Raw genomic sequence first — 25,954 nt, forward strand, 5'->3', positions numbered from 1 at the left:
TCCATTAATAAAACTTTAATATATTATTTGTATCGATTCTATTATTATCAGAATACAATACTTTTCCATTTAAAACATTTTTACTTTTGTAAGCTTCAATGATTGTGTTTTTTGAATTGAATTTAGCTTTTTCACCAGTTAATGGATCAACAACCATAAGTGTCATTTTTTCAGGTACCTTAAATGGCCTTGCTTCAGACTTTTTAACTGACTTTTCAATGAATTCTCTAAAAATAGGCAATGCAGCTTTTGATCCAGTTTCAAATTTCCCTAATGGTTTAGGATTATCCATTCCTACATAAACTCCAATCACTAAATTTGATGTGAACCCAATAAACCATGCATCCGTATTTTCATTAGTGGTTCCAGTTTTTCCTGCCAAGTTTAATTTTAAATCTCTTAATTTTTTACCGGTTCCCCTTTTTATGACTCCCTCTAAAATCGTTGTTATTTGATATGCTGTTTGCTCAGACATTACTTGTTCATAATTATCCTCTATTTGAGGATAATCTTCACCAGTGTATGAAATCTTATTACAATTTATACACTTTCTATTTTCATTGTTAATTATTGTATTTCCTTCACTGTCTTGAATTCTGTCTATTATAATAGGACTAATTAATTTTCCACCGTTTACAAATGATGAGTAAGCTGAAGTTAAATTTAAAAGAGTTGTTTCAGCTGATCCTAGAGAAATTGAAAGTAATTCTTCAGGGTCATCATAAATTTTTAAATCTTTAGAAAATCTTGCCACTTTATCCACGCCCAAGTTTTGAGCAATTCTTACAGTCATTAAGTTTCTTGATTTTTCAAGCCCAACTCTAAGTGTAGAGGGTCCATAAAACTTTTTACCATAATTTTCTGGCTTCCATTTTTTTAAATCAACTCCCTGATCTAAAACTAGAGGCGCGTCAAGCACCAAAGATGATGGAGTATAATTATTTTCCAACGCCAACGCATATACAAATGGTTTAAATGCTGAACCAGGTTGTCTTAGAGCTTGCGTAGCTCTATTAAATTCACTTGACTTAAAACTAAATCCTCCACTTAGAGCTAAAACCCGTCCCGTGTAAGGGTCCATTACAACAATGCCACCATTAATTTTTGGAAGCTGTTTAAGACTATAATAATTATCTTTTACTTTCTTAACATATATTAAATCACCAACTTTGAGTAAATCCTCAAACTCTTTTTTAGTCCATGAGATTTCATTATATTTTATTGTGCCACTTAATTTATCTACAGTTTCAATTTTAGTTTGAAATTGACCTATTTCTTTAACGATTGCTATCTCCCAGTTGATAGAATTCTCTAATTTATATTTTTTATCTATATTTTTATGCCAATCATCAACATATTTTATATTTGTAATTGGTCCACGCCAACCTTTTCTTTGATCATAAGCAATTAAACCATTTCTTAAAGATTCAGTGGCAATTTTTTGTAAGTTTAAATTGATTGGTGTATTTATATTATAACCTTGTTTATAAACTTTTTCATAAGTTAATTTATCTATTATATTTTTTCTAACATCTTCAATATAATACTGTGCATCCTCTAGATAAATTTTTTTCTTTTTTTTTAATTCAATGTTTTGATTTTTGTACTCATTATATTTCTCCAGATTTAAAAATCCATTTTGATTCAAATTTTTCAAAACTAAATCTCTTCTAAATTTTGCTAAATCAATATTGTTATATGGATTATATCTGCTGGGTGCTTTTGGTAAGGCTGCTAACAATGCAGCTTCTGCATAATTTAGTTCTTTAATTGACTTATCAAAATATTCTAAACTGGCAGCAGCAACACCATAAGCTCCACTACCCAAATATATTTGGTTAAGATATAATTCTAATATTCTTTCTTTATTTAAAGCTCTTTCTATTCTAAACGCTAATATTGCCTCTTTAATTTTTCGATTAATACTAACTTCATTAGTTAATAGAAAATTTTTTGCAACCTGTTGAGTAATAGTAGAGGCTCCTTCAAGTCTTTTTGAGGTCATTATATTTGTTATATTATTAAATGTTGCTCTAAGAACACCTTTTGCATCAACACCAGGATGAGTAAAAAAGTTTTTATCCTCAGCAGACAAAAAGGCATTGATAACATTTGGAGGAATAGCGCTATAAGGAATAAAAATCCTTTTTTCTTTTGAAAAATCAGCAACCAAATCTCCATTTCCTGAATACATCTTGCTAGATACGGGTGGCTTATAATTTTTAAGAAATTTATAATCTGGAATATTGTTAGAAAAGGTCCATAAAATGCCAAAAATAACTATGATAATTAATAAGGAAATACTTAAAAATAGAACAAAAATATTTTTGAACAACTTTGTCATTTTGATTTAATTATATATAGGAATTTGTTAAAGATAAGGCATTAAATTATTAAACAAAATTTTTAAAAAAATTAATACAAAATGAAACACTTAAACTTAAAATTATGGAAAAAAATTTATACATTGATGCTTCGCATCCTAACGAAACTAGGGTTGTTCTTAAATCAAAAGATAATATTGAAGACTATGAATATGAAGGTTCAAAAAGTAACCTCATAAAAAACAATATTTATTTAGGTAAAGTAAGTAGAATCGAACCATCCTTACAGGCGGCTTTTGTTGATTTTGGGAGAGAGCGCCATGGTTTCCTATCTTTCAATGATATCCAATCAGACTATTATCAAATACCAAAAAGTGACCTTGAAAAAATTAAACAAGAGGAAGAGAAACTAAGAGAAGAGTTGTCAAAAAAGGTTGAGGAAAAAGAGGAAGAAAATTTAGCAGAAGGTAAACTAGAAGTTGATGATCCTATAGAAATAGAAAAGAAAGATAATGAGGAAAAAGAAAAAGAATCTTATGATAAAGAAAAAAAATTTGAAACTAAAAATAAATTTAAAAGATATAAAATTCAAGAAGTAATCAAACCAAATCAGGTCATACTTGTTCAAGTTATCAAAGATGAACGAGGTCAAAAAGGTGCAGCACTCAGTACCTTCATTTCTATTGCAGGTAAATATATTGTTTTAATGCCAAATACGCCAAAAGGAGGTGGTATATCAAGAAAAATTTTTAATCCAGCAGACAGAAAAAAAATAAGATCAATATTAAATGAGATTCAAATACCTAAAGAAATGGGATTAATCGTGAGAACTGCAGGAAGTAATAAAACTAAAAATGAAATAAATCATGATTTAGAAACTCTAATTAAATCTTGGAACCAAATTAAAGATAATGCAATCAACGCGATTGCACCTTCACTAATTCATCAGGAAAGTGAAATAATAAATAGAACTCTTAGAGACATGTATGATGAAAACACTAAAAGTATCATAATAGAGGGTAATGAAGGATATAAAAAAGCACAAAATTTTATGAAGATGCTTATGCCTTCTCAAGTAAAAAAAATTAAAAAGTATAGAGGAAAAACTCCACTATTTTTTGAAGAAGGTATTGAACAAAAATTAAATCAAATATTTGATACTGAAATAAAATTAAGCTCTGGTGGTTATTTAGTAATTAACCCGACAGAAGCTTTAGTTTCAATTGATATAAACTCAGGAAGTTCAATTAAACAAAAAAATGTTGAGAGTACAGCATTAGACACAAATTTAGAAGCAGCAGAAGAGATTGCAAGACAAATTAAAATTAGAGATCTATCAGGGCTAATTATTATCGACTTCATAGACATGTTAAGTTATGGGAATAGAAAAATGGTCGAAAGAAAGCTCAAAGAGAAATGCAGAACTGATAGAGCAAGAATTCAAATTGGAAGGATTAGTAATTTTGGATTACTAGAAATGTCAAGACAAAGACTTAGAGAAAGTGCTGTTAAATGGAAAGTTGCTTTAACAGACGAGTCGTTTGCTCAAAAAATATTAAAATTAGTCGAATTGAAAGCTGTTCTAAATAAAGCTAAATTTGTAGAGCTAAGAGTGTGTGAAAAAATTTCAACATTTTTAAAAGAAAACTTTATCGAGGATTTGACTTATTTTGAGAAGAAAAATAAGATTAAAATAGATATAATCTCTGACAACAATTTAATTATTCCAGAATATATTATTGATGTAAAAAATAAGTCAAAAAAGACTATTGAGCTAATAGAATATTTTGAAAAGCTTAAAAATCTAGATAATTTAACTAAAGATAAAAAAATAATTGATATAAAAAAAAGAAAAAAAACTTATAGGAAAAGAAAGTTTTACAAAAAAAACTAAATAATCCCTTTTTTTGGGGATGATGCACTTCCCATTAATTTCTTTTCAATTCTTCCAGACAAAAAAGATTGTCTTCCAGCAATTACTGCATTTTTAAAAGCTTTTGCCATTTCAAACGGTTTTTTTGCTTTTGCGATTGCTGTATTAACTAAAACACCATCGCAACCTAATTCCATTGCAATTGTTGCGTCTGATGCCTGTCCTAGACCAGCATCTATAATTAAAGGTAAATTTGTTTGATCTCTTATAATTTGAATATTAATTTTATTTAGAATTCCCAAACCAGATCCTATTGGTGCTGCAAGTGGCATTATGGCTGCGGCTCCAGCATTTTCTAACCTTCTTGCCATTAGAGGATCATCGTTACAATAAACCATAACTTTAAAACCCTCTTTTGTTAAGATTTCTGTGGATTTAAGAGTTTCTATCATTTCAGGGAATAGATTCTGTTTATCACCTAAAACCTCAAGCTTTACCAATTTCCATCCTCCAATTTCTCTTGCCAGTCTAAGTGTTCTTAAAGCCTCATCCGAATTAAAACATCCAGCAGTATTCGGTAAATAAGTTATTTTTTTTGGATCTATATAGTCCATTAACAAGGGTTTTTTTTTATCAGAAATATTTACTCTCCTAACAGCAACAGTTACAATATCTGCTCCTGATATCTTTATCGCCTTAGCACATTCAGCCATATTTTTATATTTACCAGTGCCTACAATCAATCTCGAATTAAATTTTTTCTTTGAAATTATAAGATCATCTTTTTTCAAAACTACCCACCTCCAATAAAATGAACAATTTCTATTTTATCATTTACTTTTAAATTGATTTTATTTAATTTTTTTTTATCTACTATTTCTCTATTTAATTCAATGGCAACTTTTTTCAAAGGGATTTTAAAATTTTTAACTAATTCAGATAATTTAGTTTTATCGTCAATTTTATTTATTTTGCCGTTTATTTTTATTTTTATTTTTTTTTTCATCGTATATAAATGTTAAATGAATAATAAGATAATTATAATTAATGGTCCAAATCTTAATCTATTAGGTGAAAGAGAACAATCACAATATGGGTCTACTACATTTGAGGAATTAAAAGAAATTTGTTTAGATAAATCGAAAGAATTAGGTTTAATAGCAGATTTTTCTCAATCAAATATTGAGGGTGAAATAGTTGGCTTGATACAAGACTCTAGAAAAAATTTTGATGGAATCATAATCAATGCTGCAGCTTTTACACATACCTCTGTAGCTATTAGGGATGCGTTAAGTATTTTTAAAAAACCAATTATTGAGTTGCATATTTCAAATATATATAAACGTGAGGAATTTAGACAAAAATCTTTAATAAGCGACGTAGTTACAGGAGGTATTTTTGGTTTAGGTGCTGATGGTTATATTTTAGCCATAATTTCAATGCAAAAGCTGTTACAAAATGAAAATTAATAAAAAGATCATCAAAGAGCTTAGTGACTATTTAGAAGAATTTAATCTTACTGAATTAGAATATACTGAGAAGGACACTAAGATTAAAGTTTCTAAAAATAATATCTCAGTAACTAATCAAAATATTCCAAGTCAAAAAACTGAAATAAATAATTTAGATGATAATTTGTCAAAGAAAACTAAAACGGGAATTGAAGTTAAGTCCCCAATTATAGGTACAGCATATCATGCTCCTGAACCTGGTGCAAAAAAATTTGTCGAGGTTGGAAAAAAAATTAAAAAGGGTGACACAGTAATGATCGTAGAGGCTATGAAGACTATGAACCATGTACCATCAACTGCAGATGGAGTTGTAAAAGAAATTTGTGTCGAAGATGGCCAACCTGTAGAATTTGGTCAAAATTTATTAATTCTTGATTAATGTTTAAAAAAATTTTGATAGCTAATCGTGGAGAGATTGCGGTTAGAATTATAAGAGCCTGTAAAGAGTGGGGAATTTCAACTGTAGCAGTTCATTCTGATGTAGATAAGGAGAGTATGCACGTAAGAATGGCAGATGAGAGTGTTTGTATAGGTTCTCACCAGCCAGCAAATAGTTATTTGAATATTCCAGCTCTATTGTCTGCAATAGAAATCACCAATGCTGAGGCTGTGCATCCAGGTTATGGTTTTCTCTCAGAAAATGCTAATTTTGCGAAAGTGCTTGAAGATAATAATATTAAATTTATAGGTGCATCATCAGAATTGATAGAAATGATGGGAGATAAGATTCAAGCAAAAAAAATTGCTAAAGAAAATGGTTTGCCAGTTATTGAGGGATCTGAAGGCGGAGTTAGAGATGTTAAAGAAGCAAAGCAATTATCTAAAAAAATTGGTTTTCCAGTTTTAATCAAAGCTTCTGGTGGTGGTGGTGGAAAGGGTATGAAAATCGTTTACAAAGAAGAAGAGTTTGAAACATTGTTTTCAACTGCAAAGTCTGAAGCTCAAAAATATTTTGGTAATGATGAAGTTTACATTGAAAAGTTTTTTCAAAATCCTAGACATATTGAGGTCCAGATTTTAGCTGGAAAAAATAGAACTGTTCATCTTCATGAAAGAGACTGTTCTGTTCAAAGAAGACATCAAAAACTTATTGAAGAAACACCAAGTCCCATCTTAACTGACGAGATAAGAAAAGACCTTTTTGAAAAAACAGTAAATATGGTATCAAAAATTGGTTATATGGGTGCTGGGACTGTTGAATTCATTTATGAAGATGGAAAATTTTATTTTCTTGAAATGAATACAAGAGTTCAAGTTGAACATCCGGTTACTGAGATGGTAACAGGTATAGATATTATTAAAGAACAGATTTGGATAGCATTTTCAGGAGAAACAGCTTTAAACCAAAGTGATATAAATCCAAGAGGGCATGCTATAGAATGTAGAATAAATGCTGAGGATGCTAGTAAAAATTTCCAACCTTCGCCCGGATTAATTGGTATGTGTCACCAACCATCAGGTTTCAGAACCAGAGTTGATGGTGCAATATATCAAGGTTATAAAGTTACTCCATATTATGACAGTATGATTTGTAAATTAATCTGTCATGGAAGAAATAGATCAGAGGCTATACAGAGAATGAATAGATCTTTAGATGAGTTTGTGATAGAAGGAATTACAACAACAATCCCATTACATAAAAAATTACTAAATCATAAAAAATTTATTGACTCTGATTTTAATGTAAGTTGGCTGGATAAAGAAAAAATAATTTAATAACAGTTAACAAGCCAGATATCATAAACTGGATGATCAAAAGGTGCTATAGAAGGGCTTGATGAAAACATCCATCCGTTAAAAACAAAAACATTATTTCTATCTTTTTTTGTTAAATCTCTTACTTGGATATATGCCTTAACCTCAGGATTATCATCAAATTTGGAGTCTGTGCATTTAATGCTTTTAATTGCTAAATCTTTGTAAACAAATTCCTCATCATTGACTAATTTTATTAACTCATTTTTAGAACTAATCTTATCCAATATTTTTATATCAGTATTATTTCCATCAACATTAATTTCAGCGCTAGTCTGAAATGTTAAAAATATACTAAATAAATATATAAATAAAAATAAATTTAGTTTATTTCCAGCTTTTATATTTTTTTGCAGTTGCATCTTTGTTGTTCTTATTTGGATAGTAAGCTGAGTCAGTGCCAGTCAAATTTGGCTGGTGAGGTTTTTGCCAATCATATTTTTCTAACTCATGAATATTTTCAATTTTATTTGACATAAAATGAATCCAAGAATACCACTCAACTGGAATTTTTGATGCGTCAATTTCATTTGCATAAATTACCCATCTTTTTCCTTTTTTACTTTCATAATATTTATTTCCATATTTATCTGATCCAATAAATTTACCGAATAATATAGTTTTGATTCTAGTGCCGAATGTATAACGATTCCACCAAGTGAAAATTTTTTTAACAAAAGTCAACATGTAAAATTTTTTAATTTCAATTTTAAATTGTATAAATTAAATTAGACTAAAATATGTAAATGTATATAAGTAAAAAGATTCAAAATTCAAATTTAATTTAAGGATTGTAAAAAAATGTCAAAATATCTTGTAGAAACTTATTATACATGCACTTTTAAAGTAAATCATTATTTAGACGATATTAATGAAACAGAGCTAAAGAACCTTGAAAAAAGAGATGATGGAAAATTTGAAGTTCTGGATGTTAAATTAGATAACAGAAAAACAAAAAGTCTTGATGCTAATAATAAAAAAAATGATCAAAATAAAAAAATTGACTTAGTTCAAAATCAAAGTGAAAACAAAACTACAAATGTTGAAAAAATAGTTTCTCAATCTTTTACAAAATCTGATAATTCTGGCAAAAGATTTAGTATGCCAGACAGAAGAAAAGGTTATATTCAAAAAGCAACTATAGGTGATCATAAAGTTTATTTACACACTGGTGAGTATGAGGATGGTAAAATAGGAGAAATCTTTATTGATACAAGTAAAGAGGGAGAGCTAGTAAAAGCTTTAATGAATAATTTTGCAATCGCTGTTTCACTGGGCCTTCAATATGGGGTTCCATTAGATGAGTTTGTAAGCGCCTTTATAGGTACTAAATTTGAACCTTCCGGCAAAGTGAATGGAAATGACAGAATTTTAAGCGCTTCTTCAATTCTAGATTACATATTCAGAGAACTAGCAATTTCTTATCTAAATAGAGAAGATTTAGCACATACTCCATCAATTGGTAATTTAGAAGTTTCATCTGCAGATGAAAAAAGTTCTGATGAACAAAATCAATTACTGAAAATTGTAAAAGATATAACAAGCAAAGGATTTGTTAGAAATAATTACAAAAAAAATCTGGTAGATTTATCAGATGTTAAAATCAATCTAAAAGGTAAAAAATAATTATTTTTTATTTTTTATAGATAAATTCAATTCTTTTAGTTGATTTTCACTTACATTTGAAGGTGCATTCATCATTAAATCCTGTGCATTTTGATTCATTGGAAACATCGTAACTTCTCGAATATTTTTTTCGTTTGCTAATAACATAATTATTCTATCAATTCCTGGGGCAATACCACCATGGGGTGGAGCACCATAACTTAAAGCATTTATCATCCCACTAAATTTTTGATCAACATCAGATTTCGAATAGCCCGCAACAGTAAATAATTTATACATTAGATCTGGTATATGATTTCTAATTGCGCCTGAGGATAACTCTATTCCATTACATACAATATCATATTGATATGCGAGTATTTCTAATGGTTTATCAAAATTAATTTTATCAATATCTCCTTGTGGCATTGAAAAAGGATTGTGACTAAATTTAATTTTGTTTGTTTGATTATCTATTTCATACATTGGATAATCTACAATCCAGCAGAATGCGAAAACATTTTCATCGATTAAACCTAAATCTTTTCCAATCTTATCTCTAGCTAATGCAGTTATCTTTTCTACTTCTTCTAATTTACCACAAGCAAGAAAAATACTATCGCCTACTTTTGCCTCAGTTTTAATCATTATTTCATTTAATGATTCTTTTGAAAAAAATTTACCTACTGGTCCTTTCGCTGAAATTTCTTTTTCTTTTTCAATTGTAAAGTAAGCAAGTCCTGAAGCACCTTGTTCTTTGGCCCATTTATCAATATTATCGAAAAAACTTCGCGGTTTATCTTTTGTATTTTTTGTTACAATACATCTGACTTTAGATCCAGATTTAACTAGTTTTTTAAATATTTCAAAAGAAACATCTTCCCTTAAAAAAATTTCAGTGATGTCACTAATAATTAATGGATTTCTTAAGTCTGGTTTATCTGTTCCATATTTAATCATTGACTCTTTAAATGAAATTCTTGGAAACTGATTAAACAATAACTTTTTATTTGAAAACTTCTTGAATGTATTAATAAATAGCTTCTCTACTACATTAAATACATCTTCTTGCTCAACAAAAGACATTTCTAGATCTAATTGATAGAATTCCCCAGGACTTCTATCTGCTCGTGCGTCTTCGTCTCTAAAACACGGGGCAATCTGAAAGTACTTATCAAAGCCAGAGACCATAACTAATTGTTTGAATTGTTGAGGAGCTTGAGGAAGTGCATAAAACTTACCAGGATTTAATCTACTTGGCACTAAAAAATCTCTTGCTCCCTCAGGACTTGATGAAGTCAAAATTGGTGTTTGAAATTCTAAAAATCCTAACTTATTCATTTCATTTCTAATAAATGAAATTACTTTTGATCTTAATATAATATTTTCATGAATTTTTTTTCTTCTTAAATCTAAAAAACGATACTTGAGTCTTATTTCTTCGGCATACTCTCGATCAGAAAAAACTGGTAAAGGAAGTTCTTTACATTCACCAAGAACTTGAAAATTTTTGATTACTACCTCAATTTCTCCTGTTTCGATATCATTATTTACTGACTCTTTTGACCTTTCAACAACTTCTCCCTCAATTTTAATTACAGTTTCTAATTGTATTTTTTCCAAAATTTTAAAATTAGAATTTTCTTTATCTATTATACACTGTGTAATTCCGTAATTATCCCTCAGATCTATAAACAAAAGATTTCCGTGGTCTCTTTTTTTGTTTATCCAACCAGATATAGTTACCTTATCTCCAACTTTTTCTTTTCTTAATTCGTTACATTTATGAGTTCTAAATTTGTTCAATTATTCTCCTAAGACTTCTTTGATAATTTTAAAGTCAATTGATTTTTTTTTTTTTAAACTTAATTGATCGATCTTATATATGAATTCATGTATTTTGCTATATGATCTCTCAATTCTTTTAACAATAAATTCAATAAATTTATCGTCCAAAGAGATTTGTCGATCAGATAAATTTTTTAATATAATAGCGAATATTAACTCATCATCGGGTTTTTCAATATTTAATAAAATAAAGTTTTTTGCTCTTGACCTTAAATCTTTTAAGTTGAAATTGATATCAACAATTGTTTTTACAGATGTAACAATAATAAATTTATTGTCTTGCTCTATTAAATTAAAAAGACTGTAAAGTAATTTTTCATCAATATCTGAAGACAAATTTTCAATTACAATATTTTCATAAATCTTTATCTTTTTTAAATCATCATTTTCTAAAGATTTACCCTCAAACTTTATGCCTTTATTTTTATGTAAAAAAATATTCATTAAATGAGTTTTTCCAGAAAGCTTCTCCCCTGTGACATTAACAAAATTTCTTTCCCATTTTGGCCATATGTTTAAAAAATCAAAAACATGTTTATTACTTTTGGAGAGGTAAAAATCATCATTTTTAAAATTTTTGTCATAATCAAATTTGATTATTGTTTGATCTAAGTCTCTCATTCAATCATCCAAACTTTTTTTTGCGTATTTAAATTATATTTTTTATTTTTCATTATTTTAATAAAATTTTGGACTGTTCCATTAAATAAAACTTCATAAAATATGAATTCTTTATCAAATTTTTCTACAGAATAGTCACTTACCATATCTATTTCATTTAAAAACAATTCAAAATTATTCGATTTTTTTAATTCATCATTTTTAATCTTAATTTTTATAGGAACTTTTATTGAGGTATTTATTTCATTCAATTTTTTCCAAGTATCGTCAAATAAATTTTTCAAATTCTCGATTAAGAAATTGAGGTCTGTTTTGTTATCTATATTGATATTTTTAAAAGTATCATTCTTTATTATCTCATTTTTATCGTTATAAATTTTTGTTAAAATTCTTATCTCATTTTTATCTTTGAAAATTAGGGAAATGATAGAATTCTTTAAAAAATATTTTTTTGTAATCTCATTAAAATCATAAGTTTCTATTACATCTAATTTTTCTTTGATAAGATTTAAATCTTCAAGGTCCTCTGAGGGAAGTAAATATTCTATTAATTGATATCTTTTATTTGTTTTATTCCAATCAGCATAAATGGGATTATTTGAAAAAATCGAAATATCGTTACCCTTTTCATTTATTATGACTGGGATAAATAAAAATTGTTCTTTAAGTATTCGTGATGGAAAAATGTTTTTTTTTTCCAAATATCTAAAAATTTTTTTTTTATCAAATGAAACACCAAGATTTACATAATATTTTTGATTTATAAATTTTTCTTCTTTAATCGAGAATGTTTCAATCATGCTTTTGATTTCATTTAACCTTATATTGTCAATTTTTTCAAAATCTTGTGATTTGATTAAAGAGTAGACTATTTCAAAAAAAGCTTTTTTGAACCCCAAATCAATTACTTTATTTTTATCAAAATTGATTTCGAATGGCTGAGTAATTTCAATATCATTGATTTCAAAAGATTTTGCTTTAACAACCTCTGTGGAAAAAAAAAATATTATTAAAGCTAGAGTAGAAAAAAAAATATATAAATGTTTGATATTAAGCATGCTTAAATTTAAAACCTATAATAATGAATAAAAATCTCTTTACCTATAAAAAAAGTGGGGTCAATATTAATGCTGCAGATAAATTTGTAAGTTTCATATCTAGTATTTCATCAAAAAAAAGAGGCAATAAAAAGAATGCTAATATTGGTGGTTTTGGTTCAGTCACAGATTTGCCAAAAAATATAAAAAATGCAAAAATAGTTGCCTGCACTGATGGAGTGGGAACCAAAATAGAGATCGCAAACCTACTAAATAAATATGACACTATAGGAATAGATTTAGTTGCTATGAGTGTAAATGATTTAATTGTACAAGGAGCAAGACCCTTATTTTTTTTAGACTACATTTCAATTAATAAAATCGACTTAAAAAAGATGAAATCAATAATTCGTGGAATAGTTAAAGGGTGTGATATTGCAGAATGTAGTTTGGTTGGTGGTGAGACTGCCGAAATGCCAGATACTTATGAGAAAGGTAAATTTGATATAGCTGGTTTCGCTGTTGGAATTACAGATAAAAAAAAAATACTTTATAAAAGTAAGATAAAAAAGGGAGATTTAATTTTAGCTGTTCCATCTAGTGGTTTACATTCAAATGGTTTTTCACTTGTTAGGCATTTATTAAAAATTAAAAAGATAAATATAAAAAAAGATTTATTTCTCAAAAAAGAACTTATAAAGCCAACGAAAATTTATGTAAAAGAAATCTTAAATCTTGTGAAAAGAAATTTATTAAATGGTTGCGCTAATATTACTGGTGGTGGATTAGCCGATAACATTAGTAGAGTTATTCCCAATAACTTATCTGCAGAAATAGATTTAAATAGAATTAAACCTCTAAAGATTTTTAATTGGCTTAAGAAATATAAAATCAGTGATAAAGAAATGCTTAAAACTTTTAACTGTGGAGTTGGTTTTTGTTTAATTATAAACCCCAAATATATAAAAAAGATTAATAAATTTTTTCCAAAAGAATATAAACCTTATGTTATTGGTAAAATTTCTAAAAATAGAATTAAAGTAAGTCTTAATGGTAAAGTTAACTGGCTATAAAAAAATTAAGGCTGCAGTTTTTATTTCTGGTAATGGAAGTAACTTAAAATCTTTAATAAAATTTTCCAAAAAGAAAAAATCACCAATTTCTATCGATTTAATAATCTCAAATAACCCTAAAGCTAAAGGTTTAAAACTTGGAAAAATAAATAAGATAAAAAGAAAGGTATATAATTTTAAAAAAAAATATAAAATTGAAAATCAGATACTTTCTGATTTAAAGGAGCATAAAGTCAAAATGATATGTTTGGCAGGATTTATGGAAATTTTATCCAGAAATTTTATCAATAAATTTAAAGGTAAAATTTTGAATATTCATCCTTCATTACTTCCTAAATATAAAGGGTTAAATACTCATCAAAGAGCCTTGGATAATAATGAAAAATATTCAGGGTGTACAGTTCATTTTGTTAATTCGAAGTTAGATTCTGGAAAAATAATTTTACAAAAAAAAATAAAAATCACAAAAAATGATACTAAAAACTCTCTAGCCAGAAAAGTACTTATTCAAGAACATAAGCTTTATCCAAGATCTATATTAAAAATTTTTAATCTTTGAAAAAGAAATCTATTTCTATTTTAGCATTATCAACACTATCTGATCCATGCACAGAATTTTTATCAATCGAGATTCCATATTTTTTTCGAATAGTTCCCTCCTCAGCATCTTTTGGATTTGTAGCTCCCATAAGTTCTCTATTCCCTTTAACTGCATTCTCTTTTTGAAGTATCATAACAACTATTGGGCCCGAAGAAAGATATTCACATAAATCATTATAAAATGGCTTTGTTTCGTGAACCTTATAAAATTTTTCAGCCTCAGCCTTTTCAATTTGAATTTTTTTTTCTTTTAGAATTTGGAAACCATTACTTTTGAACATTTCTTTAATTTCGCTTTCAAGATTTCTTTCTACAGCATCTGGTTTAATAATAGATAAGGTTTGTTCAATATTACTCATAATGATCCTCTATAAGTTTGTTTAATAATCTAACTCCGTAACCTGTTGCACCGCCTGAATTTAAGGCTCCACCATACTTAGAAAAAGCCATTCCAGCTATATCTAAATGAGCCCAAGGTGTTTTATTTAAAATAAATCTTTGTAAAAATTGTGCAGCAGTAGTTGAGCCAGCTCCACCAACATAATTAATATTTTGCATGTCCGCATTTTTTGAGTCTATCAATTTATCGTAATTTTTATTTAAAGGCATTCTCCAGACCTTTTCTTCAACATGCTCACCCGACTTGATCAATTGTTGAGATAATTTATCATCATTAGAAAATAAACCTGCATATTCAGAGCCTAGTGAAACAATAATTGCTCCTGTCAAAGTTGCTAAATCTACAATAAACTTTGGTTTAAACTTTTCTTCAGTAAAGGTAAGTGCATCTGCAAGCACCAATCTTCCTTCCGCATCAGTATTTAAAATCTCAACTGTTTTACCACTATAAGACTTGACAATATCACCAGGTCTTTGGGCATTGCCTCCAGGCATATTTTCAACTAGTCCAACCACTCCCACTGCATTAATTTTTGCTTTTCTTAAAGCTAAGCTTTTCATCAATCCAACTACTACTGCAGAGCCTGCCATGTCGTAAGTCATGTCTTCCATAAACTTAGCTGGCTTTAATGATATACCGCCGGTATCAAAACAAACACCTTTGCCAACAAAAGCTAAAGGTTTGGATTTATCTTTTTTTCCATTCCATTCCATTGTTACAAGATAAGATCCCCTAATACTTCCTTGACCAACACCAAGCAAGGTATTCATACCTAATTTTTTTAATTCTTTATCATTATAAATTTTAATTTTTAAACCAAATTTACTTAAAGTTTTTATTCGTTTAGCATATTCATCTGGATGTAAAATATTTCCGGGCTCTGATACTAAATCTCTAGTATAAAAAGTCCCTTTCTCTATAGAACTAAACTTTAATTGATCTTTATTATTTGGAATGTTCTTACCTATTACATTAATAGAAATGTCACCTTTGTCTTTTGTTGTTTTATATTTTTCAAATTTATAGGATTTTAGTTTTATTCCGTGTAAAAAATATCCAAGAATATTTTTTAATCCGTTTGGAATAGTGTCTGAATTTACGATATATTGTGTTTCTTTTAACTCATTTAAAATAACATAACTTTTGGCACCTAAATTTTCTGCATCAGAATCTGTAAGATTTTTTTTGAGTGAAACTAAAATTATTTTTTTTTTTGAGCTAATATCAAAAGTAACAATTTTTTTTTTTGTATCTTTTTTATTGATCAAATCTGAAATGTAAGAATATTCAGTTTTAGATATATGTTTTTTTAAACCAATAATATTGAATTTTTCATCAGCGAATAATATTAAATTTGCACTAGATTTACTAAATGCCTGCTTTTTAAAATTAACTTTAATATTCATAAAAATTAAATACAATCTATACGAGATAGTGCTATATATGAGTAAAACAATTATATTTCAATGGAAAAAATACTATTTAGAAAATTAATTTTAGACATATCACTTAGGGCCCTGATTATTACATTTACAATAGGTTTAATTGTTTGGATAATTCAGGCTGCTAACTACCTTGATTTTGTGATCGATGATGGGCACAATTTTACAATTTATTTTTATTATAATTTATTTAATTTTCCAAAAATAATTCATAGAATTCTACCTTTTGTATTTGGTATCTCTGTTTTTTTTGAATTGATCAAATATGAAAGAAATAATGAATTACTTATATTTTGGACTAACGGTATCACTAAAAAAAAATTTATTTCTAATTTAATTAATTTTTCAATAGTTATTATGTTTCTGCAAATTATGATTGGAAGCTTCATATCTCCATCAAGTCAATTAAAAGCAAGAGAATTTTTAAAAAATTCAAATATGGACTTCCTGCCTAGTTTAATTAAGCAAGGAAAATTTATAGATACTGTTTCTGGATTGACCATTTTCATTAATGAAAAAACAGATAAAAACTCTTTTAAAAATGTTTATATCCAGGAGGGAAATATTTTAGATTTAACATCAGATGATAATCAAATAATTTATGCAAAAGAAGGTTTTTTAGATAATAGAGATAATAAAATATTTAAATTATTAGGTGGAAAAATAGTCAGTACTAACAATAATAGATTGATAAGTTTTGAATTTGACAAAATTGATTATGATTTATCAAAGTTTGGCTCTAGGACTATAAAAATTGCAAAAATGCAAGAATTGCCATCAAAAAAAATTATAGAATGTTCGATTAGTTTAATGAAAGGTATTAGTTATAGAGAGGAAATGTTCTTATGTGATTTTAATAGCCTAAAAAATATAAATCAAGAAATCTATAAAAGATTTATAAAACCGATCTACTTTCCACTTTTAACGTTAGTGTGTTGTTTTTTATTAACTTTTTCAAAGATTGAAAATAATTTTTCTTTTAAAACTATAAAAGTTTTCTTATATGTCTTTTTAGTTCTAGTTTTATCAGAAATCTTAATGAGATATATAGAGGGCTCACAATTATTATTCATTTTAGTTATAATTTTACCAATAATAATTTATTTTTTAATTTATAAATTTTTAATTTCGAAAGTAAATTATGGTTAAAACATTAGATAGATATTTCATAAGTTTGTTTTTTAAAAAGTTATTGATACTAAGTGTCATCTTTTTTTCTTTATCATTTACATTAACAATTTTTGAGGAGATAACTTTTTTGAGTGACTCAACATCAGCTTTTTATTTGCCATTCATGTTAGCAATTTTTGATGCGCCTACTACCCTACTTGAAATCTTTCCTTTTATAATTTTAATCACAGCACAACTTTTTTTTATAGAATTAGTAAAAAAAAAAGAAAATGAACTTATAAAAATAAATAATTTAAATAATTTATACTTGATTAAACTTTTAGCGATATGTTCTTTTCTTTTCGGTATCATAATAATCACAATTTATTATCCAATTTCCTCAAAATTAAAATTTATTTATTCTGATATAAAAAATGTTTATTCTGAAGATGGGAAATACCTTAAACATATAAATGATAATGGTATATGGATTAAAGATGAAATTAAAAATGAAATCTATATAATTAATGGTGCTCAAAAAAAAGATCCTTATCTTGAAGATGTTTTTATTTCAAAATTTAATAATAATTTTGATTTAATAGAAAACATTTCTGCTAAAAAAATCGATATAACCTCTGATGAATGGATTATAGAAAATCCAATAATATTCAAAAATAATCAACAAATACAATTAAATGAGAATATAATATTAAAGACTCACTTTAATATTGATAAAATCAATAGCTCTTTTAGAAATCTTAATTCATTCAATTTATTTCAATTAATAGATATAAAAAGAGAAAACATATTGTTGGGTTATTCCTCACAAGATATTGATTTACATCTTTTGAGAATCATATCACTTCCAATTTATTTTACTATTTTGGTAATCATTTCATCAATTATTATGCTAAATATAAAAAAAAATAAGCCATATATTTTTCATGTTTTATTAGGTATCTCACTGTCTGTGATTATATATTACATAAATAATATCTTTAATGTTTTTGGACTAACAAATAAAATACCAATTTATTTATCTATATTTTTTCCTATGATTTTTTTAAGTATAATTTCAATAGTTGGTTTAATAAGGATAAATGAAAAATAGCATTTTTATAATCTTAATAATATTTTATCAAATTTTATTCTTTAACAAGATCTTCGCAAAAGAAATTGAATTTGATGCTTCAGATATCGAGATAAACAATAATCAAAATTTAACAACTGCAAATAATGGTATTGCAAAAATAAAAGAAGATAAAATTATTATTGAAGGTATAAAAATAGAATATTTTAAAGATAAATCTTTAATTGTTGTAAGTCAGGGAAAAGTTTTTAAAACCGATATAAATATCGAAATTAGATCTGAAAAAATTAGATATCAAATAAAAGATGGAAAAATTAGTTTTACAAATAAAGTTAAGATTGATGACCAAAAAAATAATTTTTTGATTTTTTCAGATAAGATTAATTACGACTTAATAAACAAAAAAGTTATCGGAGAGGGAAACAGCAAAATTATAGATGAATTTGATAACACTTACATAGTAAATGATTTCGAATATATTATTAAAGACAAGATTATAAAATTAAATAATACAAAAGTGACCGATCAAAATAATAATATATTTGAATTGGAAACGGCGTATTTAGATTTAAATAAAAAGGAGATTGTTGCAAAAGATATAGGTTTGAATTTTAAAGTTTCAGAAAATTCAAAAAACGAACCTAGGCTAAAAGGTAGAAGTTTAACTAGTGATGAAAATAAGACAATAGTTCAAAAAGGTACTTTTACATTTTGTAAAAAGAGAGAAAAATGTCCTCCATGGGAAATGAGTGCAAATGAAATCAGGCATGATAAGGTTAAAAAGATTATTCATTATAAAGGTGCAAGTCTAAAAGTTTATGACAAAAAAGTTTTCTATTTTCCAAAATTTTTTCATCCCGATCCAACAGTTAAAAGACAAACAGGATTTCTTATTCCTAGACTTCAAGAAAATAGTACCACTGGTTTATCTCTCAAATTACCCTACTTTATAGCGTTGGCGCAAAATAAGGATATAACTTTAAGTCCAAGATTTTTTAATGATGATAAATTTTTATTACAATCTGAATTCAGGCAAATAAATAAAAAGTCTGATCATTTTGCTGATTTCAGTCAATTTATTTCATCTAATAAAGATTCTAAAGGACATTTATTTTATGATTTTAAAAAAAATTATAATATTGAAAATTTTGATGATATTGAATTAAATATTAACTTAGAGCAAGTATCAGATGATACTTACCTAAAGGCCTATAAACTTGAAAGCCCCCTGATCAATAACAATTCAAATCTTTCAAATTCAATTAGTTTAAATCTATATGATGAAAATCAAACAATAAATACTAACTTAAATGTTTATGAAGATTTAAATAAATCAAAGAGTGATAGATACGAATACGTTCCAAATTTTAATTTTTCAAAAATAATAAATGATAACTATTCGTTTAGATCTAACGGATATTATAAAAATTATAATACAAATATTACTGAAAAAGTTTTAATAAATGATTTAGAATTCAACTCAAATTTGAAATATTTTAATAATGGATTAATTAATAGCAAAAAATTATTATTAAAAAACGTAAACTCTGAGGCAAAAAATTCAAATAAATTTAAAAATAAAGATTCAATTACTTTTCTTCCTACTTTTCAGACAAATTATTCTTACCCACTCCAAAAACAAAATGCTAAATTTAATCATACGCTAACGCCTAAACTTTCCTTAAATTTAAGTATACCGCATACAAAAGATGTAAGTAAAAATAATGCTAAAATAAATTATGATAATATTTATGATATTAACAGGTTAGGTTTGGAAGAGATAAATGAAGGGGGAATTTCAACAACATATGGCTATGAATATACTAAAACTGATAGATCAAATTTTAATCAAAAAATAAAATTAGGTTTTGCAAATAACTTGCGTTTTGAAGAAAATGAGGATTTACCTGCAAATACTAATATAGGTGATAAAATCTCGGATTTTGTTGGTTTAATTGAATATAATCCTTCTGAAAATATCAAATTAGATTACGATTTTTCTTTAAAAAATAATTTAGTTGATCAAAATTATGAACTTTTTGGTTTTGAATATTATTTAAATAATTTAACTACAAAATTTGAGTATCTTAATGAAAATAATAGTGACTCAAAGACCTCTTATTTGGAAAATAAAACAAGTTATAACTTTAACGATGAAAATAGTTTAATTTTTGAAACTAGAGAAAATAAAGAAAAAAACTTTACCGAATATTATAATCTTATTTATCAATACCAAAATGATTGCTTGACTGCAGCAATTGAGTACAACAAAGAATATTATAGCGATCAAGATCTAAAACCATCTGAAAATCTTTTCTTTAAGTTTTCAATTTTACCATTTGGTGGTTTCAATACTCCTAATTTGAAATGATTTTAAATAAAAAAACTATCATTTTAGTTTTAATCTTCATTTTATTAAATAATTTTTCTTACTCTAAAATTGATTTACAAATTATTATGAAAATAAATGATCAAATAGTTACCAGTTATGATTTGGAAAAACAAAGTAATTACCTTTTAGCTCTCAATCCAAAACTCAAAGAAATAAATAACAATGAGGTATTAGAACTTGCTAAAAGATCACTTATCAAAGAAATGATCAGAAAAATTGAAATACTTAAATATAAAGAGTTAAATTTACAGAATGCCCAAATCAACAATGTTTTAAATAAAATAATACAAAATTTGAATTATTCAGATCAATCTCAATTTGAAAATTATTTGAGTGATTTTAAAATTTCTATAAACGATCTTAAAGAAAAGATTGAAATTGAAAATGAATGGAAAAATTTAATTTATAGTAAATATTCCAAAAATATTAAAATTGATAGAGATAACTTAATTAAAGAAATAGAAAAAATGAGTAAGGAAAAATTTTCTTTGGAATATAATTTATCTGAAATTGTTTTTGCCAAAAAACAAAATATTTCCTTAGAGGAGTTTTCAAATGAAATTTTAGAAAGTATAAAAATTAATGGTTTTGAAAATACTGCTAATTTATATAGTTTAAGCGATAGTTCTAAAGTAGGTGGTAAAATAGGTTGGATTAAGAAGAATAATCTTTCATTAGAAATTAATCGTGAATTAGAAAATTTAAAAATAAATTCCTACAGCGACCCTATCAAAATTGATAATAATTATTTGATTTTGAAAATAAATGAGATCAAAGAGGTTGCAGTAAAAATTGATAAACAAAAAGAACTTGATAATATGATTATGGTTGAGACATCTAAGCAATTAGATAAATTTTCGAATATTTTTTATAATAAAATTAAATTAAATAGTACGATAAGTGAGTTTTAGACCAATCTTAATTATTCCTGGAGAAAAAAAGAGTATTTTTTTTGAAATTTTTTTTAAATCTCTTAATGCAAAAGTTTTTACAAGTCCTTTAATATTAATTTGTGATAAAAAAAATTTAATCAAAGAGATAAAAAAATATAAATTTAATAAATTTATTGAACAAATCAACTTGAGAAAAATTCACTCAAAAAAGTTTTATAAAAAAAAAATTTATGCAATTCATGTAAATAACAAAAATCCTAGTATCTATATAAATGATTGCTTCAAGGTCGCCTTTAAATTAATTAAAGAGGGTTTAACTCAAAAAATGATAAATGGACCGATTAATAAAACTAAAACTTTAAAAAAAAAGTATCTCGGTGTAACTGAGTTTGTTGCTAAAAGTTTTAATATAAATAAATTTGCAATGTTAATTTATAATAAAAAATTGTCGGTCTGCCCAATAACAACACATCTTCCTCTAAAATTAGTTGCAAAAAAAATCACCAAAAAAATAGTTAAAGAAAAAATCATTGTTATAGATAATTTCTACAAGAAGCATTTAGGAATTAAACCAAAAATAGCTATTACAGGTTTAAATCCTCATTGTGAAAGTGTATTAAAATTTAATGAGGACAACAAAATTATAGGTCCAGTGATAAAATCTTTTAAAAATAAAATTAACGTAAAAGGTCCTTTTCCTGCAGATACAATATTTTTAAAAAATAACAGAAAAAAATTTGATGTTATTATTGGAATGTATCATGACCAAGTTTTGACACCAATAAAAACGTTATTTGAATATGAAGCAATTAATATAACCATAGGACTACCGTTTTTAAGAGTGACACCTGATCATGGTCCAAATGAAAAAATGATTGGAAAGAATATCTCAAATCCAATTAGTTTAATAAGATCATTAGAATTTTTAGATAAAAATGATTAAGGCTAAAAAAAGCCTAGGACAAAACTTTCTTATTGATCAGAATATAATTGATAAAATAGTAAATATTTTAGAATTAAAAAATAAAAATATTTTAGAAATAGGTCCTGGCACCGGCAATTTAACTGAGGGAATTTTAAGAAAGAATCCAAAAAAAGTTTTAGTAGTTGAAAAAGATTATGACTTAACAAACCTGCTAAGAGAAAGGTTTAAAAAGAGAATTGAAATCATTAATAAAGATATCTTAAAAATAGATGAAAATTTATTAAGCAATGAAACTTTAACAGTTTTTGGTAACCTGCCTTATAATATTTCAACTGAAATTCTATGTAAATGGATATTAAATATTAAAGAAAAAATTTGGTTTGATTGCCTAATACTTATGTTTCAAAAAGAAGTGGCAGATAGAATAGTTTCAGATTTTAATACAAAAAATTATGGAAGATTAACAATTTTAGCTAATTGGAGATTACAAATAAAAAAAATTTGTGACATAAGCCCAGAGAGCTTTCAACCTAGGCCAAAAATCAATAGTACGGTTTTGATTTTTAAACCTAAAAAAAATTTTTTTTTGTTAAAAAATTCTAAAAATTTAGAAAAAATAACAAGAGTATTTTTTATGCACAGGAGAAAAATGATTAAGAAACCTTATTATCAATTATTTAATGATGACAGTATTATTGCCAAAAAATTTGGCATTGATCTTAAATTAAGGCCTCAAAATTTAGATTTTGAGACATATTTTAAATTAACTAAAGAGTATGAAGACTTAAGAAGTTAGTTTTTCAATATGATTTCTAATATAGTTAGGATCATAATCTTTTGATCCATTATTTATTTCAGCGTCTATTAAATTTTTTATTTTCAAATAGCAATTATTCAATTCATCATTAATAACTACATAGTCATAGTTTATCCAGTGAAGTACGTCTCTTTCAAACTGCTGCATTCTTTCCTCAACTATAAGTTTATCTTTCATATCTCTATTTGAAAGTCTCTCAAATAATATCTCTTTACTAGGAGGTAATATAAAAAAAGTGATTAATTTGTAATCTAGTTTTTTATTTTTGATTTGATCTGCTCCTTGCCAATCAATATCAAATAAAACATTTTTCCCTCTATTTAGATTATCAATAACTGGAGTTCTTGTTGTTCCATAATAATTATTAAAAACTTTTGCATATTCTAAAAACTCTTGATTATTAATTAATCTTTTAAATTCGATATCATTTACAAAAAAATAATCTTTATTTGGAATTTCTCCTTGTCTTGGTTGTCTTGTTGTATGAGAGATGGAAATTTCAAAGTTATTTTGTTTTGATAGCAAATTCACTAGTGTGGTTTTACCTGCTCCTGATGGAGAGGACAAAATAACCATTATCCCATCATTTGATGAGGGCATTTAAAAAATATTAGTTAGCTTTGCCTTCAATAAATTTGACTGCATCACCTACTGTTAAAATTTTCTCTGCTTCACTATCAGAAATCTCAGAACCGAATTCTTCTTCAAATGCCATAACTAACTCAACAGTATCTAAACTATCAGCACCTAAATCGTCTATAAAACTTGATTCTTCGGTAACTTTTGACTCATCAATTCCTAAATGATCAGCTACAATTTTTTTAACTTTACTTGAAACATCTTCTGACATATTGATCCTTTTTTGTTATAAATCGTTAATAGTTTAATTACCTAGATTGTCAAGCCATATACATGCCCCCATTTACATGTAATGTTTCTCCATTTATGTAATCAGATTGTGAAGAAGCTAAAAAAATAACTGCATTAGCAACGTCTTCGGGCTCTCCTAACCTTGCAGATGGAATTTTAGAGATAATAACTTCTTTAAACTTTTCGTCAATTTTATCTGTCATGGCTGTTTTGATAAAACCCGGTGAAATACAGTTAATATTGATATTTTTTTTTGCGTATTCTATTGCTAGACTTTTAGACATCGCAACAATTCCTGCCTTTGATGCAGTGTAGTTTGATTGTCCTAAATTTCCAGTATGTCCTACTACAGATGTAATATTTATAATTTTACCTTTTTTATTTTTAAGCATCTTTTTTATTGCGAACTTGCTAATCAAAAATGTAGAAGTAAGATTAATATCTATCACTTTTTTCCATTCCTCTACACTCATCCGTATAGCTAAATTATCTTGAGTAATACCTGCATTATTAACTAAACAATCAAGTTTGCCTCCAAGTTTATCTGTAGCATCTTCAATAAATTTTTCTAGATTATCAGTTTGTGAAATATCAAATCTCAATATTTTTATATTTTCAAAGTTTTTTTTAAGTTGCTCTAACTTTTCTTTTTTTGTTCCTGTGGCTAAAATATTAGCTCCAGCATTGTATAGTTTTTTAATTATAGAATTTCCTATTCCACCAGTTGCACCAGTTATGATTATATTGTTTTTTTTTAAATCATTCATATATTTAAACTTTCTATATCTGATTGACTATTAATTGAAGAAATTTTTACATCTTTATTAATTCTCTTAACTAATCCAGAAAGCACCTTTCCAGGACCAATCTCAATGAATTGATTAACACCTTTATTAATCATGTTAAGTATACTTTCTCTCCAACGAACCCTTTTTTCGATTTGTTTTATAAGCAGATTTCTTAAATCTTCAGTGTTAGAAATTTCTTCTGCGGTGACATTTGAAATTAAAATATTTTTAGATTTTTTAAAATTAATTTTCTGTAATTCATCAGTCATCACTGAAGTTGCTTTGCTCATTAAATTACAATGAAAAGGTGCGCTAACTGGTAGTTTGATATTTTTAATTTTATTATCTTTCAAAAATTCACTTAAAATTTGTAAATCCTTAGTTTTACCACTTAAAACTATTTGACCATCTGAATTATCGTTAGCAACTTGTGCCACAAAATTATTTTGATTATCGTTAATAATTTTTTCTACATCCTCTATTTTTGATCCCAAAATTGCCAACATACCACCTTCACCTTTTGGTACAGAATTTTGCATGGCATCTCCTCTTACTCTTAATATCTTTATTGTTTCACCAAAATCTAAATATCCAGCACATGATAATGCTGAATATTCACCTAATGAATGTCCTGCAAAATATTTTGCTTCATTTAAATTAATATTGAAGTCTTCTTTGACTACTTGAAATATTGAGTAACTTATCAAAAAAATCGCTGGTTGAGTATTGACTGTAAGATCTAATTCATCTTTAGGACCTTCTAAAATAAGTTTTGAAAGACTAAAATCTAGAGTTTCATCAGCTTCTTTAAATAATTTTTTTACAATTTCGTGCTTCTCAAAAAACTCTTTTCCCATCCCAACTATTTGTGAACCTTGACCAGGAAAAATTACTGAAAACATTTAAATAATTATTTAATTATTGTTTTTTTAGCTATTGTAATTGAGTGTTTATAATAGTATATCCTCATTTTTTATTAA

Annotated in this window: 27 protein-coding genes; 13 read left to right on the plus strand and 14 right to left on the minus strand. The window is 26.3% G+C overall.

Going from position 1 to position 25,954, the window contains the following annotated elements:
- Positions 1-4 precede the first annotated feature (4 nt).
- The gene (locus B5L73_RS04840; RefSeq protein WP_232309645.1) at positions 5-2,194 is read right to left on the minus strand and encodes a penicillin-binding protein 1A; all 2,190 of its coding nucleotides are present in this window, start codon (positions 2,192-2,194) and stop codon (positions 5-7) included.
- Between the two features lie 254 nt (positions 2,195-2,448).
- On the opposite strand from B5L73_RS04840, the gene B5L73_RS04845 reads away from it, so the two are divergent.
- On the plus strand, positions 2,449-4,218 hold the full coding sequence (locus B5L73_RS04845) for an Rne/Rng family ribonuclease (protein ID WP_085148640.1): 1,770 nt from the start codon (positions 2,449-2,451) through the stop codon (positions 4,216-4,218).
- On the opposite strand, the gene B5L73_RS04850 is transcribed toward B5L73_RS04845, so the two are convergent.
- Together B5L73_RS04850 and thiS are read right to left on the minus strand one after the other, a co-directional pair.
- Entirely contained in the window at positions 4,215-4,988 is a 774-nt protein-coding gene (locus B5L73_RS04850) for a thiazole synthase (protein ID WP_085148644.1), read from the minus strand. The two genes, B5L73_RS04845 and B5L73_RS04850, sit on opposite strands and share 4 nt — an antisense overlap.
- A gap of 2 nt (positions 4,989-4,990) precedes the next feature.
- Positions 4,991-5,203, minus strand: a complete 213-nt coding sequence (gene thiS / locus B5L73_RS04855) for a sulfur carrier protein ThiS (RefSeq protein ID WP_085148647.1) — start codon at positions 5,201-5,203, stop codon at positions 4,991-4,993.
- A 16-nt stretch (positions 5,204-5,219) separates the two neighbouring features.
- Between thiS and aroQ the strand changes: the two genes are divergently transcribed.
- Genes aroQ through accC form a run of 3 tightly spaced genes read left to right on the plus strand, consistent with a single transcriptional unit; the run spans position 5,220 to position 7,424 of the window.
- Entirely contained in the window at positions 5,220-5,666 is a 447-nt protein-coding gene (gene aroQ / locus B5L73_RS04860) for a type II 3-dehydroquinate dehydratase (protein ID WP_085148650.1), read from the plus strand.
- A complete protein-coding gene (locus B5L73_RS04865; protein ID WP_085148653.1) occupies positions 5,656-6,087 on the plus strand; it encodes an acetyl-CoA carboxylase biotin carboxyl carrier protein in 432 nt (143 codons plus the stop codon). Before aroQ ends, B5L73_RS04865 begins: the two co-directional genes overlap by 11 nt.
- Entirely contained in the window at positions 6,087-7,424 is a 1,338-nt protein-coding gene (gene accC, locus B5L73_RS04870) for an acetyl-CoA carboxylase biotin carboxylase subunit (RefSeq protein ID WP_085148656.1), read from the plus strand. Before B5L73_RS04865 ends, accC begins: the two co-directional genes overlap by 1 nt.
- On the opposite strand, the gene B5L73_RS04875 is transcribed toward accC, so the two are convergent.
- Positions 7,421-7,825, minus strand: a complete 405-nt coding sequence (locus tag B5L73_RS04875; protein ID WP_085148658.1) for a DUF2155 domain-containing protein — start codon at positions 7,823-7,825, stop codon at positions 7,421-7,423. The two genes, accC and B5L73_RS04875, sit on opposite strands and share 4 nt — an antisense overlap.
- Positions 7,791-8,150 (minus strand): NADH-ubiquinone oxidoreductase subunit NDUFA12 family protein, encoded by a 360-nt coding sequence (locus tag B5L73_RS04880; RefSeq protein WP_085148660.1) that lies wholly within the window; start codon positions 8,148-8,150, stop codon positions 7,791-7,793. The genes B5L73_RS04875 and B5L73_RS04880 overlap by 35 nt, the downstream gene beginning before the upstream one ends.
- A gap of 114 nt (positions 8,151-8,264) precedes the next feature.
- Here B5L73_RS04880 and B5L73_RS04885 point away from each other — a divergent pair, with 114 nt between their 5' ends.
- Positions 8,265-9,089, plus strand: coding sequence for a TSCPD domain-containing protein (locus B5L73_RS04885; protein ID WP_085148663.1), 825 nt, complete (start codon positions 8,265-8,267; stop codon positions 9,087-9,089).
- Here the strand turns inward: B5L73_RS04885 and aspS are convergent, their stop codons facing one another.
- Genes aspS through B5L73_RS04900 form a run of 3 tightly spaced genes read right to left on the minus strand, consistent with a single transcriptional unit; the run spans position 9,090 to position 12,595 of the window.
- Positions 9,090-10,874, minus strand: a complete 1,785-nt coding sequence (aspS, locus tag B5L73_RS04890; protein WP_085148665.1) for an aspartate--tRNA ligase — start codon at positions 10,872-10,874, stop codon at positions 9,090-9,092.
- Complete coding sequence (locus B5L73_RS04895; protein ID WP_085148668.1) at positions 10,875-11,537, minus strand: HdaA/DnaA family protein; 663 nt, start codon at positions 11,535-11,537, stop codon at positions 10,875-10,877. It lies immediately after the preceding gene.
- Entirely contained in the window at positions 11,534-12,595 is a 1,062-nt protein-coding gene (locus B5L73_RS04900) for a hypothetical protein (RefSeq protein WP_085148671.1), read from the minus strand. The genes B5L73_RS04895 and B5L73_RS04900 overlap by 4 nt, the downstream gene beginning before the upstream one ends.
- 23 nt (positions 12,596-12,618) lie before the next feature.
- Here B5L73_RS04900 and purM point away from each other — a divergent pair, with 23 nt between their 5' ends.
- The gene (purM, locus tag B5L73_RS04905; protein WP_085148674.1) at positions 12,619-13,647 is read left to right on the plus strand and encodes a phosphoribosylformylglycinamidine cyclo-ligase; all 1,029 of its coding nucleotides are present in this window, start codon (positions 12,619-12,621) and stop codon (positions 13,645-13,647) included.
- On the plus strand, positions 13,625-14,206 hold the full coding sequence (gene purN, locus B5L73_RS04910) for a phosphoribosylglycinamide formyltransferase (RefSeq protein WP_085148677.1): 582 nt from the start codon (positions 13,625-13,627) through the stop codon (positions 14,204-14,206). The genes purM and purN overlap by 23 nt, the downstream gene beginning before the upstream one ends.
- On the opposite strand, the gene ndk is transcribed toward purN, so the two are convergent.
- Both ndk and B5L73_RS04920 read right to left on the minus strand, forming a co-directional pair.
- Complete coding sequence (ndk, locus tag B5L73_RS04915) at positions 14,196-14,606, minus strand: nucleoside-diphosphate kinase (RefSeq protein WP_085148680.1); 411 nt, start codon at positions 14,604-14,606, stop codon at positions 14,196-14,198. The genes purN and ndk overlap by 11 nt on opposite strands.
- Positions 14,599-16,053: a leucyl aminopeptidase gene (locus B5L73_RS04920; protein WP_085148683.1), complete on the minus strand. Its 1,455-nt coding sequence runs from the start codon at positions 16,051-16,053 to the stop codon at positions 14,599-14,601. The genes ndk and B5L73_RS04920 overlap by 8 nt, the downstream gene beginning before the upstream one ends.
- Before the next feature lie 60 nt (positions 16,054-16,113).
- Here B5L73_RS04920 and B5L73_RS04925 point away from each other — a divergent pair, with 60 nt between their 5' ends.
- The 6 genes from B5L73_RS04925 to rsmA are packed head-to-tail and all read left to right on the plus strand — an operon-like array spanning position 16,114 to position 23,295.
- On the plus strand, positions 16,114-17,238 hold the full coding sequence (locus tag B5L73_RS04925) for an LptF/LptG family permease (protein ID WP_085148686.1): 1,125 nt from the start codon (positions 16,114-16,116) through the stop codon (positions 17,236-17,238).
- Complete coding sequence (locus tag B5L73_RS04930) at positions 17,231-18,310, plus strand: LptF/LptG family permease (RefSeq protein ID WP_085148689.1); 1,080 nt, start codon at positions 17,231-17,233, stop codon at positions 18,308-18,310. The genes B5L73_RS04925 and B5L73_RS04930 overlap by 8 nt, the downstream gene beginning before the upstream one ends.
- Positions 18,300-20,660 (plus strand): LPS-assembly protein LptD, encoded by a 2,361-nt coding sequence (locus tag B5L73_RS04935; RefSeq protein ID WP_085148692.1) that lies wholly within the window; start codon positions 18,300-18,302, stop codon positions 20,658-20,660. Before B5L73_RS04930 ends, B5L73_RS04935 begins: the two co-directional genes overlap by 11 nt.
- Entirely contained in the window at positions 20,657-21,592 is a 936-nt protein-coding gene (locus B5L73_RS04940; RefSeq protein WP_085148694.1) for a peptidylprolyl isomerase, read from the plus strand. Before B5L73_RS04935 ends, B5L73_RS04940 begins: the two co-directional genes overlap by 4 nt.
- On the plus strand, positions 21,582-22,517 hold the full coding sequence (locus B5L73_RS04945) for a 4-hydroxythreonine-4-phosphate dehydrogenase PdxA (RefSeq protein WP_085148697.1): 936 nt from the start codon (positions 21,582-21,584) through the stop codon (positions 22,515-22,517). The genes B5L73_RS04940 and B5L73_RS04945 overlap by 11 nt, the downstream gene beginning before the upstream one ends.
- Positions 22,510-23,295 (plus strand): 16S rRNA (adenine(1518)-N(6)/adenine(1519)-N(6))-dimethyltransferase RsmA, encoded by a 786-nt coding sequence (gene rsmA / locus B5L73_RS04950; protein ID WP_085148699.1) that lies wholly within the window; start codon positions 22,510-22,512, stop codon positions 23,293-23,295. Before B5L73_RS04945 ends, rsmA begins: the two co-directional genes overlap by 8 nt.
- On the opposite strand, the gene gmk is transcribed toward rsmA, so the two are convergent.
- Genes gmk through fabD form a run of 4 tightly spaced genes read right to left on the minus strand, consistent with a single transcriptional unit; the run spans position 23,284 to position 25,876 of the window.
- Positions 23,284-23,916 (minus strand): guanylate kinase, encoded by a 633-nt coding sequence (gmk, locus tag B5L73_RS04955; protein ID WP_085148702.1) that lies wholly within the window; start codon positions 23,914-23,916, stop codon positions 23,284-23,286. The two genes, rsmA and gmk, sit on opposite strands and share 12 nt — an antisense overlap.
- A 10-nt stretch (positions 23,917-23,926) precedes the next feature.
- Positions 23,927-24,166: an acyl carrier protein gene (locus B5L73_RS04960; protein WP_085148712.1), complete on the minus strand. Its 240-nt coding sequence runs from the start codon at positions 24,164-24,166 to the stop codon at positions 23,927-23,929.
- Between the two features lie 49 nt (positions 24,167-24,215).
- On the minus strand, positions 24,216-24,953 hold the full coding sequence (gene fabG / locus B5L73_RS04965; RefSeq protein ID WP_085148715.1) for a 3-oxoacyl-[acyl-carrier-protein] reductase: 738 nt from the start codon (positions 24,951-24,953) through the stop codon (positions 24,216-24,218).
- Positions 24,950-25,876, minus strand: a complete 927-nt coding sequence (gene fabD, locus B5L73_RS04970; RefSeq protein ID WP_085148718.1) for an ACP S-malonyltransferase — start codon at positions 25,874-25,876, stop codon at positions 24,950-24,952. The genes fabG and fabD overlap by 4 nt, the downstream gene beginning before the upstream one ends.
- Positions 25,877-25,954: the final 78 nt, after the last annotated feature.

The organism is Candidatus Pelagibacter sp. RS39 (genome assembly GCF_002101315.1).
In the GTDB taxonomy this organism is placed as follows: Bacteria; Pseudomonadota; Alphaproteobacteria; order Pelagibacterales; family Pelagibacteraceae; genus Pelagibacter.